The following is a 17,491-nucleotide window of genomic DNA, read 5'->3' as shown; positions in this document are numbered from 1 at the left end:
TGACTATATAGTTGTTGGCTGCAACTGCCATTATATTTATGTGGCATATAAAACAGCAACTTTCTACTTGAATCCACTGCCTATTGACGCTAGGGAGAAGGTGTGCAGGCATATTGACGCGCTGTTTGGCGTAGGAGTTTCCGAAGCACTGCCGGCAGATGTGTCGTTCGAGTTTTCAAAGCGCACTGGTCGCATAAAGAATTTTAGCATAGGCGGCAGGCTTGCCGGCACGCTCCGCACGGACGGCGGCATTGCACTGACAATAGCCGGCGCCCAGCACTTTTTTGACAACAGCAGGAGGCAGTTCCGGGAGAGCTGCGTTGCGCCTGTGCAAGAAGCCGTGCCATTTGTAAGTGGAGGCCGGTCACTTTTCTGCAGGCACGTAGAGTGGTGCGGCTCGAACGTGCAGGTAGGCTCTGACGTGGCAGTAGTTGATGACCGCAGCAGGGTGATAGCGGTGGGAGTCGCCATCCTGCCGTCCGACCTAATGAAGTGGTACAGCAGGGGAGTGGCAGTCAAGATTCGAGAAGGATTAAAAGGTAGAATGGAGTAACCGATTGCATATGATGCGTGGCGGCAACCGCGAAATGAGGCGCATGCTGGACAAGATGGGTCTGGACATGTCGACGCTGGACAACGTCGAGGAAGTGATAATCAAAACCGACAAGAAGGAGCTCTACCTGATCAAGCCGCAGGTTATTGAAATGAAGGGCAAGGACAGCACTATCTTCCAGGTCGTTGCAAGCGATATTGAAGAAAAGCAGCGGGAGGTCCCGTCGTTCAAAGAAGAGGATGTCATCCTTGTCATGCAGCAGGCCAGCGTATCAAGAGAAAAGGCGATACAGGCCCTGACGGAGAGCAAGGGCGACATGGCCCAAGCCATTCTCAGCCTTACAACGTAGCACTTAGTTTTAATATCCCTCTACTTTTCATTTCAATGGCTTGGCAAAGGAAAAAACCGCACACGCTCAAGTTCCTCCACCAACCTCGCACTCTGCAGTTGAAGCTATTGTAAGTGCTTTATCGGAGCTTGAAGGCGACATTGACGGGCTGTATAGCCGCGTTGAAGAGATGAAGAAGCGCATAATGGCCCACTCTAACGAAGAGGTGGAGAAGCTAAAGCAGCAGGTAATTGCCATGGCAAATGAAGAGGCCAAGCAAATAGTAGACAGCGCCAGAGCAGAGGCCGAGGCCGAGTCGGAAAAGATAGGAGAAATGGGAAGGGCAAATGTTGCCAACCTGAAAAAGAACATCAATTCCTCGTTTGACGAGGCGGTCGACAGCATCGTCAGGACGGTCCTTGGCGACACAACGCCGGTAAAGGCGGCGCAACCGGCCAAGGCAAAGAAGCTTACCTCAGACGGCAAGCCTGCAGCCTAATCCACAAGCTTTAAAAGCGATTTTTGTCCACACTTTATTGTTGAAGAAACGCCCCTGACAGAGGAGCTTTTACACCGCAATATTGCAGTAGCAACCGTCCACGGCCGGTCATACTATAATATCATTTGCGCATTAAAGCTGATGGAGCTGCAATTCGACTCGTTGTCGCCAGAAGAAGCCGCTGTGTCAAAAGCCAAGGTCATCATTACGACTAGAGACGAGGCTGGCATCGTCAATAGGAAGGGCGTAGTGATGATGCTTGACACCGAGCTTGAAAAATATCCTGCAATAGCAAAAGCAAAGATCCTGCGGAGCATCATCGGCGACCAGGCAGCAGACGACCAGCTTGTCATAGGCATAGACCCAGGAAGCAGGATAGGGATATCTGCAATGTATCTCCACCAAGAAATTGCAAGCACAGTCGAGTCCTCGCCGCAGGACGCAATCGATCAGGTGTCAGCGATGCTTGGCGGCATAGAATCGCACAAGAAGGTCGTAAAAATAGGCGATGGCAACATCACGATGGCAAGGAACATAGCCCGCATGCTGAAAATGAAATTCCGCGACCACGTAAACATCGAGATTGTGGACGAGCACGGCACATCACAAAATGCCGATGCGAACAAGCGAGGAGCTCGGGACAGGTCGTCGGCACGAACAATCGCGTTCAGGTCAGGCAAGAGCTTTATTCTGAAATAACAAAGGCTTTTATCTTCATCTCTTGCGATTTTTAGTTGTGCGAAGTTAGCCCAGCCTGGTTAAGGTACGAGCTTCCCAAGCTCGGGATCGCGGGTTCAAATCCCGCACTTCGCACTCAAGTAAATCGCGACTGATATAGAGTAAGTCTATCCAAAGGTTTGCTTCTTTTTGTAGTAAAAGCTGGGCTTCTCAAGCCTTTTTATAGCTTCTGCCCAGTCTATTGAATTACTTGGGCTTGTCCATTCTACAAAAGCAGAACCGTCGCCTGCCACTCTTCAAACTTTTTCATTGCAGTTGCATGCGGCTTTGCCATAACAAAGCGTCTCATCGAATCCCGATCTTTCCAGATGAAAAGCGTCCAAAAGTGCTTCTTTGGAAAATCGGCCTTGACGGCATAATTGATCATCCCTCACTTTGCTTTGCCTGCTTTATCACCTTCGATGTCATTGACTGGAATGGAATCATGTAACGCCAGCTCTTCAATGGGAGAAAAGTAGCAGAGTGAACAAAAAACTCTTTTGCTGATCTTTGTTGGTGGAATCATCGCGCTCTTGCATCATTATCAAGTGTTTCTATATGCCAGCTTTTCTTAAATCGAAACTTGCAACCAGCTTTATGAGCCCTTGGAAGTAGCCGGCTCCAAATACCAATGTGGAGATCATCTTTTGCTCGACTCTCTATGATCAGAATCCTTGCGAAGAGTTGTTGCATGCCTCTCATTCTCTGTTTTTGTCTTTATAGCTGACAGCCCTAATGCGATTCCAAGTATTGCAAAAATTACGCCCAATGAAACCTCGATCGGTATCTTGTACAAGTCGGACATCAGCATCTTTGCCCCTATGAAGATAAGCAAAGCGACAAGGGCCGGCTTCAGGTAGTAGAACTTTTCCATCATCCCGGCGAGCAGGAAATAGAGGCTGCGGAGCCCAAGTATCGCAAAGATGTTCGATGTGATCACTATGAACGGATCGGTAGTAATAGCCAGAACTGCAGGTATCGAGTCTATGGCAAATACAAGATCAGTCATTTCTACTATTACAAGAGCTACGAGCATCGGGGTGGCATAGAGAGCACCGTTTGCCAGCCGGATCAGAAATTTATTTTCATGCAGCTGGGGCGTCAGCGGAACGAACCTCCTCAACAGCCTTACTGCAATGTTCTTTTCGATGTCGATCTTTTCCCTTTCTTTTCTCTGGAGCGCCATCCGTATCGCCGTAACAAACAGAAACGCACCAAAGACATACATCATCCAGTGAAAGCTTTCAAGGAGTGCTGCCCCAGCAATTATCAGGGGAATCCTCATGGCTATTGCGCTAATGATCCCAACAGAAAGTACCTTGTGCTGGAATTGGTGGGGGATTCCAAGGGAAGAGAAAATGATGATAAACACAAACATGTTGTCAACGCTGAGGGACTTTTCAAGCGTGTATCCAGTTACAAATTCAAGAAAGCTGCCATATCCTGACGTCGAATAAATAATCACTGCAAAAATTATGGCAAGCGATATCCATACAATAGTCCATGCCAGTGCTTGTTTGAATGTGCTCTTTTTCTTGTCTTTGCCACTCTGGTTGTTATCGCTTGCGGGCTGAGAACTTGCCTTGGCGCGCAGCATCTTTCTCAATGCACCTATAGCGCCGAGGTCTATTGCCATAGCAATGCCGACAAACAGCCCAAAGACTATCCAGAGAATGTAGCCTTCCGATATAATGCCGAATTCCAATTCTGATTACAAGGCAGCCTGCTCAAGCAAGTATTTGACTAGGATGTATACTTTGTCTTGCAAGGTAAACGCTTTTGCTAAATACTCAGAACAATATTATACGTTAGTAGATATGGTCAACAATAGTAATAATAACAGCCGCGGCGCATCATGTCCCTACTGTGCATCCAAGTTCAAAGACAACGAAGAGCTTTCAAAGCACATTGACAGGATTCACCACGGCTCTGGGCTGCTTGAAGGCGACTCAAGGAAATGGTGAGAGCTGTCATCTGCTGCTTGCTCGGCCTCCACCTAATAATGCGGTCTTGAGCTGCAAGTCAGCCCAAAGAGAAGCTTTTAATCCAATCAAAAGGTAACGGAACCTGATCTATTGTGCCGAGAGATAATAATAATGATGATTCTGACATTGGCAGGAAGGCCAAGACTGAAACTGTTACCTTTAGACTCCCATCATCCCTTATTGATGAGCTCAGGATGGACGCTGAGCTAGAAGGCGTCAGCCTTAACAGTTATGCCGCAAAGATATTCTCAAACCATGTACAGTGGGAAAGGTACGAGCGAAAAGTAGGGCTTCTCCCTATGACAGAAGCCTTTTTGAGCGAAGTCTTAAGCCAGCTCACTGACCAGCAGATAGTAAACCTTGCTCAAAAGCTAGAAAAACAAAAGTTCAGAAATATACTTGCATTTATGAAGAACAGTAACAGCGTAGAGGACTTTGTAGAGGTTATGCGTGCATGGCTAACAGTGTCGTGGATGCAGCAAAACCTCGAAGTGCGTAGCGGAAGATATCACTTCAAGATCCAGCACAGCCTTGGAGCAAAGTGGTCGCTTTATGTGAAGACCCTCATCTCTGAACTTTCACAAGATATCCTTGGCAAAAAGGCAGACATCAGCATAGTGGGCGATACCATATCATTTGTTTTTGCAAAATGATGACGGCGCCGTGCTGCTATATCATGAAAAACTATTGTTGCCGGCATTGCTAGCCCTGCAAGAGGTAGTACAATGCAAGACAAAGTGGACTTCTTTCTTAAATAAGATACTAGCTGCCCTAATTTTATGAGTGAAAACATCAAAGTAACTGAAAGCCCCCGGCATTTTATGGTGCTTGACGCGATTTCGAGGGACATTGAAGATGCTGGCAAGATTGCAAAAGTGACAAAGATCGATAAGGTAGAGGTTGAAATGATCCTGAACGACCTTGCAGTCCAGAGGCTGGTTGTTGCAGAGCAAAAGAAAGGTCTTTTTGGTAAAAAGGTCCAGGCGCGTATAACCGACACTGGAAGAAGGCTCCTTTCTTCAAAGAAGCAGGAACTGGAAGAGAAAGCTGCAGAGCTCAAGGGCATGTACAGGAACGGGGACAGGAGAGGCATGGAGTCGTTCATGGATGACAATAGGGCATGGTTGCCTATGATGCTATTCTCAGGAATAATAAGTGCAATGATTTTTGCCTCAATGATGTCGTTTATGGGAATGACAATGAACCCTGCAGAAGCGGCGATGGCTGGAGATGCTGCAAATGCAGATGCGCAAGGCGCGGCTGATGCCGGAGCAGACAGCGGAAGTGCAGACTCTGCTGGCTTTGATGCTGGCGGCGGGGGCGACTTTGGCGGAGACTTTGAATTCTAAAAGCTGGAAGCTCTAAAAGGCTTCGCACCAGCTTGACGGGCTTGAATCCTGCCCATCATTTCTATAGGTTACTTCAGGAACATGAAGGCGCACAGCCAGCCACCCATTTTGAATAGTCTGGGACTCAGCATAGCGCGGCAATAGGGAGAACGCCATTGCTATTGCATTTTTTACTGTGGCACAAATTTTTCGCAAACGATAGGTTCTCCGCCCATCTGGCAGCATTGTCTGCAGCTGCATATGCCCTCCTCATCTACATGATAAGACTCGTGGTGACCGCAATTTTGGCAGATGTAGGCGCTTGATTCATGGTGTTGAAAGGTTATGTCCTTGTTCTCTCCGTTGTATCCTTTGGTCATTTTTTGAAGTATCTTTTCCAACATTTTCACTTTAGTTCTGCGTCTGTACGAATCTTAGGTAGTTAAATGGACAGGCATAATCATCTAAATGACAAATTAGAATTGTAAATCTGAATTAAGTATCTGAAAAGCAGTACAAGATAGCTAAAAAGAAGACTACAGGATATTGCATATTTATCATACTGTCCTTATCGTTTTTCCTCTGTCTGCGCACAACAGAAAAAACAGTTGTCCTAGTGACAAGGCTGGCATGCAGGCCGGCTCACCTTTTACAAGTTTGCTAGCAGCTAACGCTCAAATACTGTTAAGCTTGCTATAAAAGCAGATGGAATCGCCGACAGCAAAAATCAGCCCCGAAGAAATAATCTATCTTGACTGGAACAATGCCCTTGAAATACTTGAAAAGGCCCACAAATCAGGCCTCTTTGTCCTGATAATCGGCCCCAAGGGCACAGGCAAGACTACTCTTGTGAGAAAGTTTGCATCTAGAATGAAAAAAGACCTCGATTCCGTCAATTTTTCGCTCCGCACAAGGGAGTCACACCTAGTAGGATCTAGGACCCTAGACAAGGGAGAGATAAGCTTTGTCGAAGGCGTGCTGGTAAAGTCGATGCGCAGTGGCACCATATTGTACCTTGACGAGCTCAATGCTGCAGAAGCAGATGTGCTTCTCCGGCTCGACGAAGCGCTCGACGACAGGCGCCAGCTCGTGCTCAAAGAAGCTGAAGGACAGGTCATAAAGGCAACCGACGACTGGTTCGTGATAGCCACCATCAACCCGTTGTCGCATGTAGGCACAAAAGAACTGCCACCGCAGCTGTTGAGCAGGTTCCCAGTCAGGATGAGGCTTGAATATCCACCGGAGGAGGTCGAGCTTGAGATAGTGCGGCGGCACGTGACAATAGACGAATCAAAGGTCAAGGACGTCAAGCACGCAATCCAGCTGGCCAAGAACCTGCGCGAAGCAGCGGCAGTTGAAGAGCTGTACTACAGCCCATCGCTGCGTGAAACGATAGCGTTTGCCAAGATGCTCAATGCCGGTCTTTCAGGCCGCAGCGCAGCCGAAGTAGTCTATGCAAACGCGTACGATCAGTGGGGGCAGGTAGAGTACCAGAAAGTGATGGATATGATAACTTCGATCTTTGGCGATAGGTAAATGGCAGCAGCCACCAAGATTGCCAGCTCTGCAATGCGAAACGATGTCCTGCTTGACATCGCAACTTTTCTATCCCGAAGGTGGTCCGGCAACGACAGGGTAGTCATTATCTTGATGCCGGACAAGGTCCCAATGGCCAAGCCGGACAAGAACCAGATAACGCTTCCGCTGCTCAACTATTACCCGGGCACCGACTTTCAGAAGTACCGACAGTGGCGCGTCGCCCTCTGGTACGAGTCAATGAGAATGAAGCATTCTACAAAGGTGCTGAGCTACGAGCATGCCTTTGGCTTTCTGCTCAACACGCTTGAGACAAAGAGGATAGAAATCTTGGGCCTGCGGGAATGGGAGGGGATGGCCGGCGAGCTGTTCTTCAATGAAGGCATTTCCTGGATGTCTCGCCAGCTGCTCAACTCGATCTATGGCCGGTACAAGATAGCGGAGGCGTTTTCACAATACTTCCTGACCGGCTACATAAAGGGTGAGCTTTTCGGAGGCGAGTTTGACAAGGTGAAAAGAGCAACTGACTATGCAAACGAGATCGTAAAGGAAGCAATAGATAACAACTATGGCACCGAATGGGTAGAGCAACACATTCCAAAGTTGATCAAGATGCTTGAGCTCGATCCGCTTGTTTCAATCCCCGTTCTGGCTCCAAGGACCCGTGTCGGCGCGTCGCTCAACCAGACAGACCTGCTCAAGCAGGTAGAAAAGGTGGTGAAGATGCGGCACAAAAAAGAAAACGTGGAGGAAAAGACCAAAGAGATCTACGAAGGCCACGATGTCCTGCACGAGTTTGAGACCCTTGTCAAGGAAAGCAAAAAGACAGAGAACAAGGGCTACGAATCCTTGGAAGATTTTGGGCTGAGCGTGCCAGACAAGATGGACGTTGACGAGACCCAGATCTATGATATCGACCTGATACAAAAGGTCAAGGCAGCCTTTAGGGAGTGGAAGACTGGGTGGGTTGAGCGGCACGATGAGACCGGCGACGAGTTTGACACGGAGAGCTATGTCGAGGCGCTGCCCAAGACCTTCATCAGTGATTTCAAATTGTCGATCAAGACCAAGGTCGCGATCCTGCTCGATCACTCTAGCAGCATCGCAGACGTCGAGCTGGAATACAAGCAGGCGACTACCGCGCTCTGCGAAGCGCTGCATTACCTTGGGATCAAGTTTGCAGTCTATGCGTTCAGCACTGACAAGCGTCAGGTGAAATGCTGGGTCATCAAGCCGCCAAATATCAAGTGGTCTGTGGTAAGCGCCCGGCGTCTAGCGCAAATAAGGGCAAGCGGCGGCACACCCTTGGCAGAAGTCTACGGCCTGCTGGAGCCTGTCTTAAAATCGTTCAAGCCTGACATCTTTGTCACGCTGACAGACGGAGAACCTTCAGACTTTGATGCAGTGAGGACGATGGTGCTATCATACAGGAAGATGGGCATTCGGATGGTGGCGATAGGGGTGGGCCGGAACATCAATGACTCTGTAGGCATCGGCCAAAACCTAAAGTACCTCAACTACGAAAAGGCGGTATCCGTCAGCAGACTGCAGGACATCCCTAAAAGAGTGATCAAGCTTCTCAGATCGTAAGGTTCGGGTTTTCCCTCTTGACCTTTTCCCAATCGCTCAGGAATGCAGAAAGCCCCTTGTCAGTCAGCGGGTGCGCAAGCATCTTGCCCAGTATGTCTGGCGGTAGGGTGACCACCTGGGCCCCGATCTTGCCTGCTTCAATCACATGCAGCGGGTGCCTGACGCTTGCGACAAGCACGTTTGTGTCAAACTGGTAGTTCTTGAATATCTGCACGATCTCCCTGATGATTGCCATGCCTTCCTGACCCGCATCATCCAGCCTCCCGATGAACGGGCTGACATATGCTGCGCCGGCCTTTGCAGCCAGGATCGCCTGGTTTGCAGAAAATATCAGGGTAACGTTTGTCTCGATGCCTTCTTCTTTCAACTTTTTCACAGCCTTCAGGCCGTCAGGGATCATGGGGATCTTGACCACGACATTCTGCCCGTACTTTTTAAGCCTATGGGCCTCTTCGATCATTTCAGCCGTGGTGGTGCCGACTACCTCGAGGCTCACCGGTCCCTTGACTATTTTCACTACCTGCCGCATGATTTCAGCAGGGTTGCCCTTCTCCTTTGACAACAGAGTGGGGTTGGTCGTGATGCCGTCTACTAGGCCCATGTCGTTGTATTTCTTGATCGATTCAATGTTTGCAGTGTCGAGGAAGATCTTCATTTTATTATTTCCTACTCCTACTCCTTGCTTCAAGTACTGCCTTTGCTATTTCTGTTGCGGTCAGCCCGTACTGTTCCAGCAGCATGTCTATCTCTTCATCGCGGGCAGACTCACCAAACGTATCGCGCACGCCCACGCGCTTGACCGGCACGGGGTAGGTTTCGGCAACTACTTCAGACACGGCCCCTCCAAGGCCGCCGACGATATTGTGTTCCTCTACAGTGGCGATCGCGCCGGTCTCCTTGGCGCACTTTGCCACAAGCTCGCTGTCAATCGGCTTTATCGAGAACATGTCAACTACTCTGCAGGAAACGCCCTTTCTTTTGAGCTCCTTTGCCGCTTCAAGCGACCTTCCAACCATCAGGCCGCACGCAATTATGGTCGCGTCAGAGCCGTCCTCAAGGACATTGCCCTTACCGATCTCAAATGACCCGGCATTGTCGGCGTATATCACTTCGCTTGAGGGCCTTGCAAGTCGCATGTAGAACGGGCCGGGGGTATGCGCTATTATCTTTACCAGATGCTTGACTGCGATTGCATCTGCCGGCACGATCACCCTCATGTTCGGGATCACCCTCATACTTGCAATATCCTCTATCTGCTGGTGGGAAGCGCCATCAGGCCCGACGGTGAGGCCGCCGTGAGAAACGACCAGCTTGACGTTAAGCCTTGGATAGCATATCGTGTTTCGGATCTGGTCTACGCACCTGCCGGGGATGAAAGCGGCGTACGTGCTGGCAAACGCGATCTTGCCGGCTATCGAGAGGCCGGCCGCCACCGAGACAAGGTTGGCCTCTGCGATCCCAACGTTGAACATCCGCTCAGGATACTTGTCGCCAAACTTTTTTGTCTTAAGAGAATCGGTCGTGTCGCCGCCGACGCAGACTATGCGGGGGTCGTCCCTTCCAAGCTCTACTAGGGTGTCGCCATAGGCACCCCTCATGTCCGCGGTCTTTTTCTCGCTACTTAATAGCATGAAGCTCTTCCTCTATCCCAAGCTCATTGGCGTACGGAATCAATATATGTTTACGGGCTTTCATCCAGTCGGGCCTTATGTTGAGCTGAGTCGCATGATTGAGAAGCCTTTTCTCAAGGGCCACAGCCGCTTTGTGCCTTAGCTGTATGACGGCGCTGTGTATATCCCCTCCACCATAAACCGCTGCACCGGCCACAAAGATCCGGGCACCGGCATCGTATGCATACTGGAGTGTCGTAGCATCGATGCCTCCGTCGGCCTCGATGTAGCCTCTAAAGCCGTGCTCTCTGAGCTCCTTGTTGACCGCAACCATCTTGGGCAGCACCTCTGGTATGAATTTCTGGCCAGCAAATCCGGGGTTGACCGACATCACGATAATGACATCAAGATCATGCAGACAGCCGTAAAGCCACTTTGGCACGGCGGTTCCGGGGTTGATTGCGATGCCGGGGCTAATGCCGGCGTCGATAAGCCGCTCCTGAATTTCCCTGAATTCGTTTTCAGTGCAGGCTTCGGCGTGCACCGTGATAATGTCGCACCTAGCGTCGATGTATTCCTGTATCTGTTCCAATGGCCGCTCGATCATCAGATGAGCGTCAAATGGCAGGCTTGTAGAAGTTCTTAATTTTTTGATAGTGTCGGCAAAGAACGTGGTGTTTGGAACAAACCGGCCATCCATCACGTCAAGGTGGATCATGTCCACCCCCTCTCGCTCGACCTTCCTTATCTTGTCTTCATAGTTCTCCCGCTCGCCGGCGATTATAGAGGGCGCGATAAGGCACTCGCTGTCAAGCTCTTCTAGCAGCACTTCTGTGTGCCTCTTGGGCGGCGCTTTGCCATGCCACTGGGGGTTGTTTGCCATGTGGCGTATGCCATTACCCTTGATGGTGTTGGCGATTATCATGACTGGCTTGTCATGCACCCTGGCCGCCTTGTTCAGCGCGTCGACTAGCTGCTCGACCTTGTGACCGTCGACTTCAAAGACCTGCCAGTTAAATGCAGCCCACTTGTCCTTTGTAGGGTCAAGGGGCATGATGTCCTCGGTAAAGCCGTCCTGCTGGATGCGATTGCGGTCAAGTATTGCAACCAGGTTGTCGAGTTTGAATTTGCCGGCGGCCATCGAGGCCTCCCATATCTGTCCCTCGTTTGACTCGCCATCGCCTATGAGCACAAACACCTTGTTCTTCTTGCCGTCCAGCTTGTTTGCAAGCGCGATGCCGATCCCGACTGAAAGCCCGATGCCTTCTGAGCCTCCTGAGTATTCGACGCCCGGCACGCTGTGGTGCTTTTGGTGATCCGAGTACCTGACAGGGTGGCCCTGCAGACGGGAGCCCAGCTTGCGAAGCGTCTTTACTTCTTCAGGCGCAAAGTACCCGGCTACTGCAAGTGTTGAATAAAACCCAGGTGCTGAATGCGCTTTTGAATTTATGAAATAGTCGCGCTCTTCCCAGCTTGGGTTTGAAGGGTCGTGCCTCATCTTCCGGAAATACAGAGTGCCCATTATCTCTGCGGCAGAGAACGATGCTCCGGGGTGGCCCGAGCCGGCCTCTGCGATGCCCTGTATTGCCCACATGCGCACGTCTCTGATCCTTCTCTTGAGGTCAAGATAACGCATGTTAAAGCCCATGTATCTCATCCCGCATAAATTGCAAGATAGGAAAAAGCTCTTTGGAGGAAAATAAAAAGATAGCTCTGTAATTTCTCCGCTCAAGCTTTAAAAGATCGGCAAGGCAATGTTACATACGTGTCGCTATCGTCAACGTTCCAGCGGCCACTTCTTATTTACGACGACAAGTGCTATTCTTGTACCAAGTTTGCAAAGGCGGCAAGCATGCTTTCGCGGGGCTGGATAAGGGTCGCCGGGCACTATTATTCGCAGGAGGCAAAGGAAGCAAAGGAGATGATCTTTCCGCCCGGCTACGACGCGACAAAAATGTTCTGGCTCGTCAACAAGGATGGGGCGTACGGCGCGCGATCAGGGCTGCTGCCAGTTGTCCGCGAAATTATTGTCGGCTTGTTCAGGGGCGGCAAGGCAAGCGATGACGACATTGCTGCCGCAGCATGCGAATACGACGGCACTTCAATGTCATGCTACACGCCGACCAACGTATTCAAAAGGCTGGCCACGATGCTCCGCCACGGCGCCAAGTTCAGGTTTGAATAGTTTAAAATAAAGTTGCTCGTTCTGTCTTATGTCATATCATATATGGTGCAGGTCAAAGTCGAAAAAGCCAAGATAGATCAGAAGCAGACTTCGCTTCTGGTGATGGGTGTATTTGAAGGCGAGCAGGACTTTATGCAGTCAAAGGAGCTTGACCCCACTGTCTTTGCTTCAATAAAGGAGACTCTGGAGAACAAGGAATTTCGCGGTACTTTTGGCTCGTCGATTCTAGTCTACACTCTGGGCAGGGGGCCGATGAAAAAGATAATGCTGCTTGGCCTTGGCAAAAAGGACAAGTTCACAGACGAGAGCGCCCGCATATGCGCAGGCAAGGCAGCCCAGAAGGCAAAGGAGCTGGGCGTTAAAGAGTTCTCGATCCTGCAGTTTTCAAACCTTGACGAAGGGCTCATTGAAGCCATGACAGAGGGGGTGACACTTGCACTCTATTCCTTTGACAAATACAAAGAGGCAAAAGAGCCGGCGACAAAGATCGAGGAAGTCACGATACTGATCAATTCAGATTCTCCCAAGTTCCAGTCAATAGCCGACAAGGCGAGCCTTATCATAGAGGCTGTCAACTTTGCCCGCGACATTGGCAACCTGCCGCCAAACGACTGCCCGCCGGCCCAGCTGGCAAGCATCGCCCTCTCGCTTGCACAGGAGCACGGCATGAAAGCCAAGGTCATCGACCGCTATGAGTTAGAGAACATGGGAATGGGGGGCATTGTGGCAGTCGGCAAGGGGAGCAACAGCCCACCAAAATTGATAATTCTAGAATACAATGGCAGCAGCGACCCGCAGCAAAAGCCGTACTTGCTCGTGGGAAAGGCAGTCACATTTGACACCGGCGGCATTTCGATAAAACCCGGCGAAAAGATGGATGAAATGAAGTTTGACAAGTGCGGCGGCTGCACAGTCCTTGCAGTGATGCGCGCAGTTGCGTCAATGAAGCTCGCTGTCAACGTGGTGGGCATCGTGCCGTCAGTTGAAAACATGCCTTCTTCCACTTCGTACCGGCCTGGCGACATCATCAGGATGTACAACGGCAAGACCGTCGAAGTACTCAACACTGACGCCGAGGGGCGCATGATACTTGCCGATGCCCTCGCCTATGGCATAGCAACTTACAATCCCAAGGCAGTGTTTGACGTTGCGACGCTCACCGGCGCTGCCGTAATCGCGCTTGGCGCCAACGTTGCAGCGATCGTCGGCACCAACAAGCAGCTGACCGACAGGCTGCGCAAGCTTGCAGACAAGACTGGTGAGAGGATGTGGGAGCTTCCGCTCTACGATGAGTTCCACGAGCAGATCAAGAGCACCTACGCGGACATCAAGAACGTCGGGGGCAGGCCGGGTGGCGCGATAACGGCCGCCGCGTTCCTCTCCAATTTCGTCAACGGCGTACCGTGGGTGCATATCGACATCGCCGGGACCGCTTGGACGCAGGACGGGACATACGAGAAGAGCTACAACCCGCGCGGCGCGACAGGCTTTGGCGTGAGGACGCTTGTAAAGCTCTTGATGGAGGACGAAAAGCAGCAGCCAGCATGAGGAGATGATCGATGCAGCATGCCTGTGTTCCAGCTGAGCGCCCTCATTGATGCCCTTGAAGAGCAGGGCTTTAGCTGCAGGGTAGGCAGCATGGAGCTGGACGTCCACCCGATGAAGCGGCCGTACTTTGAGCGCTGGCTTTCGAACAGGGACGGCTTCCTTAGAATGGCAAGCGGCAGCGTCGACTTTATCGGCATAGAGGACGTGGTGCGCATGGGGCCGTTTTACAACGTCTACTGTCTTGTAGAAAACGACTTTATCGTCGACACCGACGACAACGCCCATAAGCTGCTCGATGCTGCACCCTACTTCCAGCTGCATAACGGCAAGGTTACCAGCATGGGGTGGAGCGGGGGCGTGATAGCAAACATGTTGGCCAAGGACACAGCGCTGTCGGAGGAGTTTGCGTGCAACATCATGAAGGAGGAAGTGAAGATGATAACGGTCAAGGCTGCAAACTATTGCTGCATCATTGAGACCAGGGCGTGGGAGCCAGTCGGCCTTGCGTCGGCGTTTGCGACAATAGATAGGATAGCGCATAACATCAGGCGGCTGGTAAAGACGATACACTTGGGCGAGTATATTGATAAGTAAAAGATGCCAGCACTGCTGCTTCCCGACCGCTCACGCAGATCAGTAACACAGCAGCGACGGCAGGTTTGACTTCCGGGTTCGGAATGGGACCGGGTCGCACCCTGCCGCTATGACCGGCTTACCCAAACATTTGCCAAAGGGCTAATTTAACCTTGCTATGCACCGCGTTTCCATTGGAGTATGTATGTGTGTAGAAAAAACGGTGCAATTTAGTTCCAGTGGAAACCTGCCATGTACATGATAATGCTGTCTTGGTGTTGCCAGATTATGCAGTTTGGGATTGTCCCCTAACAATAATTTAAAAAGCTGATACAGTAAATATAAATGAGAAAGTTGCCGTCTAATCTGTGGCAAAGAGATAGGTACTGAATTTCATACCTGTGAGGACTGCTACAAGAAGATATCTGCAAAAAAGAAAGGCAATGCAGAGATTTGGTGGAACGGCGGGAGCATCTGGGGCACTTGCCGAACTATTCTCGTACATATTTAGCAAGTAACGAGTGTGTACTTGTAGGCGTGCGTGTTTCCAGTAATAGCAGAAATTAATTCCTCTATACCACTAGAGCGGTTCTCCAGTCGCCTTTAAAGCAAGAGGCGCTGCGTCTATAGATGTATTGGCTAACGAGCTCTGGTCTGCCATCGTATTTGTAGTAGGGCTTCTCATATCGACGGTCATCATTTACATCGCGGCAAAACTGCTCGGACAAAAGGAAGGCATAGGCAGAGCGTTTGTCACCGCCATTATCGGCACTATTGTATATTCGATAATGTATTTCATATTTGGCACCGGCTGGATTGCCGCAATAGTTGGCGGCTTTGTATGGCTGATAGCCCTGAGGGGACTCTACGACATCGGGTGGCTCAAGGCATTCGTGATAGCCGTAATTGTATGGATAGCGGCGACGATCGTGGGACTGTTGTTGCCGACGGCGCCCGGGCCGCTATAGTTTTTTACCCGAGCGCCTAACGGTGGGATAGGCAAAAAAGAAGGAATATGTTTATCAAAGTCAGATGCAAGGTCTGCGGGGACGAGGTGAGGCTCACGCTCAAGCATTTCTCGGACAAGCACAGGGATATCTATGAGGCAGAAGTGGCCGGCAAGTTAAGGATGGCCGACTTTATGAAGAAATACTTTGACTGACTAACTAGGCAAGAGCGTAGCTATATAATATCATGTAGATGTTAAACCGCAATATAGGAAGTACGAACATTGCCTCAAAGCTAATGCAGCAGATGCACAAGCAAGCAAAGGTTCAGATTTAGCCGAAGAAGAGCTTTAGATACTGGAAAATATTATTAGTATTCGATTAGAAAGCCAAATTGGAAATAAAGAGGCCTTTGAGTTATGCATCTCTGCATGCTTTCATCACAAGTTACTGCCACTATGCAAAGTATGCTTGACACGAGATAGAGTAGTGCACTTTAAGCAGAACATTATCGTGGTTCTCTATTTTCAGTGATGCCCAGTGATCTCCTACACCATAGCCGTTCTTTGCGGTATGGATATGTTCCTCAGGCTCTATTCATCGTTCCCAAAAGTATCGATTTCCTCACCGTCAAATAAGATGCCTAAATCAGGGATGCCTTTTGCAATGGGCAGCCTCTTCTGCCACGGTATGCTCACAGTCTCGCCAAGTTCTATATCCTCACGGATATCGACACCTTCATGCCAGTCGTATACATTACTCCAAGCGTCTGCATATATCTCTAGGTCTATTTCTAGGGTGAAGTCATTGAAAGGTTCAAGCCCTTCACTTATGAGCGGAACTGTTTGCTCTAGAGTCATGCTCTTTACATATATACGAACTTGGTAGGATCAGAGGTGGCGGGGCTGGCGGTGATTCCTTGGTTCCTTGTATCGACCACTCAAACTTTGCTGGTGAAGAGTCCAGTACGGATTAAATTGGATTACCAAATTTGTCTATCGTTCCCTTCTTGACGGAATTGTCTATTGCTACTACTTCAAATGTATGGGGAACAAAGGTCCCTTTGTAGTGGTCAGTTGCCAGGCCACTGTATGTAATTGGACTTGTGCAAGGTTCAAACACGGCTCCTCTATCTAGTCTGCACTTGAATGACACCTGTCCAGACTTATCCTCGTCTAGCTGCTCTCCTTCAAATGTGAAAGTTATTGAGTCCGAGATAGTAGAAGGTGTAGAGCTACCATCAACTGGCAGATGGGTTCCGTTTCTATCCTTTACAGAAGTGATTCGTGTCTCAGGCAGAATGAAATTGTTTGTAAGGCGGCATGCAGGCGGTTGAGGAATCCTTTTGCATAGATCTTGCTCTTCTGCTCCTTCTTCAACGCCTTCACCAGCCGATAGACGTGTGTTAAGTCCAGAGGCAGAATTAGTATTGACGCCATCCTCGCCACTATTATCTCCACCATTATCAACATTTTTTACTGTCACACTTGCTGTATCAGTACTTGTTGCTCCACTTTCATCTTGTACTGTTAGTTCAAATGTTAAGTGATAACATCTAACCATCCACTGCTGGAGCTTGAAACGTAGCTGTGTCTGCATTACTACCATCTAGGCTGATAGTTGGCTCTCCAACTGTTTGCTTCCATGAGAATCGTAATGAATCATTATCTGGGTCAGTGCTACCGACACCACTTAAGGTAACTGTCTCTCTTTCATTGACTGTCAGGTCATCTCCTGCATTAGCAATTGGTGGTTGATTTTCTTCAGCACCGCTACTGCTGCTATCGCTGCCATTGTCATCATTGCTTTTAGTGTTGTTATCTGTGCTAGGTATTTCTGCGTCAGAAGAAAATGATGACATTGAGTTAGAAGACTGCTGTTCATCTTGCTGCTCTTCTATCTCATCTTGTGCTGTTTGGTTATCATCAGTGGAAGCTAAAGCCGCATTGTTTTGGGAAAAACCTTGCTGCTTCCTACTACCCCTAAAAAAGCGCAAGAAAGAAAGGCAAAGACTAATAGACTAAGCGCACTGCTCCAAGGCAGGGTTCTCCCCCTTTGGAACATGCTCAGTGGTTTTCAGTATTATTTTTAT

Annotated in this window: 22 protein-coding genes, 1 tRNA gene and 1 rRNA gene; 15 read left to right on the top strand and 9 right to left on the bottom strand. The window is 49.7% G+C overall.

The window, feature by feature from the left end:
- Positions 1–40 precede the first annotated feature (40 nt).
- The 5 genes from NGAR_RS16370 (at position 41) to NGAR_RS16350 (ending at position 2,193) form a co-directional block, all read left to right on the top strand.
- Complete coding sequence (locus tag NGAR_RS16370) at positions 41–553, top strand: PUA domain-containing protein (RefSeq protein ID WP_228369221.1); 513 nt, start codon at positions 41–43, stop codon at positions 551–553.
- A 10-nt stretch (positions 554–563) separates the two neighbouring features.
- Positions 564–902 (top strand): nascent polypeptide-associated complex protein, encoded by a 339-nt coding sequence (locus NGAR_RS16365; RefSeq protein ID WP_148681649.1) that lies wholly within the window; start codon positions 564–566, stop codon positions 900–902.
- A gap of 40 nt (positions 903–942) precedes the next feature.
- Entirely contained in the window at positions 943–1,380 is a 438-nt protein-coding gene (locus NGAR_RS16360) for an ATP synthase subunit B family protein (protein WP_015020934.1), read from the top strand.
- A 162-nt stretch (positions 1,381–1,542) separates the two neighbouring features.
- A complete protein-coding gene (locus NGAR_RS16355; RefSeq protein WP_148681648.1) occupies positions 1,543–2,079 on the top strand; it encodes a RuvC family protein in 537 nt (178 codons plus the stop codon).
- A 39-nt stretch (positions 2,080–2,118) separates the two neighbouring features.
- Positions 2,119–2,193 (top strand) — tRNA-Gly (locus tag NGAR_RS16350).
- Positions 2,194–2,323: 130 nt separating this feature from the next.
- Here NGAR_RS16350 and NGAR_RS18090 read toward each other — a convergent pair.
- Together NGAR_RS18090 and NGAR_RS16345 are read right to left on the bottom strand one after the other, a co-directional pair.
- A complete protein-coding gene (locus NGAR_RS18090; RefSeq protein ID WP_015020932.1) occupies positions 2,324–2,485 on the bottom strand; it encodes a hypothetical protein in 162 nt (53 codons plus the stop codon).
- A 252-nt stretch (positions 2,486–2,737) separates the two neighbouring features.
- Positions 2,738–3,802, bottom strand: a complete 1,065-nt coding sequence (locus NGAR_RS16345) for a TerC family protein (RefSeq protein ID WP_015020931.1) — start codon at positions 3,800–3,802, stop codon at positions 2,738–2,740.
- Positions 3,803–3,914: 112 nt separating this feature from the next.
- Between NGAR_RS16345 and NGAR_RS18085 the strand changes: the two genes are divergently transcribed.
- From NGAR_RS18085 to NGAR_RS16325, 5 genes are all read left to right on the top strand, one after another.
- Positions 3,915–4,061, top strand: coding sequence for a hypothetical protein (locus NGAR_RS18085; RefSeq protein ID WP_187147576.1), 147 nt, complete (start codon positions 3,915–3,917; stop codon positions 4,059–4,061).
- A gap of 113 nt (positions 4,062–4,174) precedes the next feature.
- Positions 4,175–4,735 (top strand): hypothetical protein, encoded by a 561-nt coding sequence (locus NGAR_RS16340; RefSeq protein WP_148681647.1) that lies wholly within the window; start codon positions 4,175–4,177, stop codon positions 4,733–4,735.
- A 126-nt stretch (positions 4,736–4,861) separates the two neighbouring features.
- Positions 4,862–5,431 carry a hypothetical protein gene (locus tag NGAR_RS16335; RefSeq protein ID WP_015020929.1) on the top strand — a complete coding sequence of 190 codons (570 nt, stop codon included), beginning with the start codon at positions 4,862–4,864 and terminating at the stop codon, positions 5,429–5,431.
- 684 nt (positions 5,432–6,115) lie between these two features.
- A complete protein-coding gene (locus tag NGAR_RS16330) occupies positions 6,116–6,946 on the top strand; it encodes an AAA family ATPase (RefSeq protein WP_015020927.1) in 831 nt (276 codons plus the stop codon).
- On the top strand, positions 6,947–8,536 hold the full coding sequence (locus NGAR_RS16325; RefSeq protein WP_015020926.1) for a VWA domain-containing protein: 1,590 nt from the start codon (positions 6,947–6,949) through the stop codon (positions 8,534–8,536).
- On the opposite strand, the gene fsa is transcribed toward NGAR_RS16325, so the two are convergent.
- The 3 genes from fsa to NGAR_RS18080 are packed head-to-tail and all read right to left on the bottom strand — an operon-like array spanning position 8,526 to position 11,782.
- Positions 8,526–9,191 (bottom strand): fructose-6-phosphate aldolase, encoded by a 666-nt coding sequence (fsa, locus tag NGAR_RS16320; RefSeq protein ID WP_148681646.1) that lies wholly within the window; start codon positions 9,189–9,191, stop codon positions 8,526–8,528. The genes NGAR_RS16325 and fsa overlap by 11 nt on opposite strands.
- A gap of 4 nt (positions 9,192–9,195) precedes the next feature.
- Positions 9,196–10,167 (bottom strand): transketolase family protein, encoded by a 972-nt coding sequence (locus tag NGAR_RS16315; protein WP_015020924.1) that lies wholly within the window; start codon positions 10,165–10,167, stop codon positions 9,196–9,198.
- A complete protein-coding gene (locus tag NGAR_RS18080) occupies positions 10,154–11,782 on the bottom strand; it encodes a ribulose-phosphate 3-epimerase (RefSeq protein WP_187147575.1) in 1,629 nt (542 codons plus the stop codon). Before NGAR_RS18080 ends, NGAR_RS16315 begins: the two co-directional genes overlap by 14 nt.
- A 129-nt stretch (positions 11,783–11,911) precedes the next feature.
- Between NGAR_RS18080 and NGAR_RS16305 the strand changes: the two genes are divergently transcribed.
- From NGAR_RS16305 to NGAR_RS16295, 3 genes are read left to right on the top strand one after another with little or no spacing between them, the layout of a single operon-like run.
- A complete protein-coding gene (locus NGAR_RS16305; RefSeq protein ID WP_015020922.1) occupies positions 11,912–12,331 on the top strand; it encodes a hypothetical protein in 420 nt (139 codons plus the stop codon).
- A gap of 42 nt (positions 12,332–12,373) precedes the next feature.
- Positions 12,374–13,879, top strand: a complete 1,506-nt coding sequence (locus NGAR_RS16300; RefSeq protein WP_015020921.1) for a leucyl aminopeptidase — start codon at positions 12,374–12,376, stop codon at positions 13,877–13,879.
- Between the two features lie 18 nt (positions 13,880–13,897).
- Entirely contained in the window at positions 13,898–14,473 is a 576-nt protein-coding gene (locus NGAR_RS16295) for a hypothetical protein (RefSeq protein WP_015020920.1), read from the top strand.
- Position 14,474: 1 nt separating this feature from the next.
- On the opposite strand, the gene rrf is transcribed toward NGAR_RS16295, so the two are convergent.
- Positions 14,475–14,594: ribosomal RNA gene (rrf, locus tag NGAR_RS16290) — 5S ribosomal RNA — on the bottom strand.
- A 493-nt stretch (positions 14,595–15,087) separates the two neighbouring features.
- Here rrf and NGAR_RS16285 point away from each other — a divergent pair.
- Both NGAR_RS16285 and NGAR_RS18075 read left to right on the top strand, forming a co-directional pair.
- A complete protein-coding gene (locus NGAR_RS16285; protein WP_015020919.1) occupies positions 15,088–15,420 on the top strand; it encodes a hypothetical protein in 333 nt (110 codons plus the stop codon).
- 47 nt (positions 15,421–15,467) lie between these two features.
- On the top strand, positions 15,468–15,614 hold the full coding sequence (locus tag NGAR_RS18075; protein WP_187147574.1) for a hypothetical protein: 147 nt from the start codon (positions 15,468–15,470) through the stop codon (positions 15,612–15,614).
- 378 nt (positions 15,615–15,992) lie between these two features.
- Here the strand turns inward: NGAR_RS18075 and NGAR_RS16280 are convergent, their stop codons facing one another.
- The 3 genes from NGAR_RS16280 to NGAR_RS16270 form a co-directional block, all read right to left on the bottom strand.
- Entirely contained in the window at positions 15,993–16,259 is a 267-nt protein-coding gene (locus NGAR_RS16280) for a hypothetical protein (RefSeq protein WP_015020918.1), read from the bottom strand.
- Between the two features lie 112 nt (positions 16,260–16,371).
- Complete coding sequence (locus NGAR_RS16275) at positions 16,372–16,998, bottom strand: hypothetical protein (protein ID WP_148681645.1); 627 nt, start codon at positions 16,996–16,998, stop codon at positions 16,372–16,374.
- Positions 16,955–17,395: a PKD domain-containing protein gene (locus NGAR_RS16270; protein ID WP_015020916.1), complete on the bottom strand. Its 441-nt coding sequence runs from the start codon at positions 17,393–17,395 to the stop codon at positions 16,955–16,957. The genes NGAR_RS16275 and NGAR_RS16270 overlap by 44 nt, the downstream gene beginning before the upstream one ends.
- Positions 17,396–17,491: the final 96 nt, after the last annotated feature.

It is taken from the genome of Candidatus Nitrososphaera gargensis Ga9.2 (genome assembly GCF_000303155.1).
Taxonomy (GTDB): Archaea; Thermoproteota; Nitrososphaeria; order Nitrososphaerales; family Nitrososphaeraceae; genus Nitrososphaera; species Nitrososphaera gargensis.
This window is presented reverse-complemented; position numbering and strand designations above follow the sequence as displayed.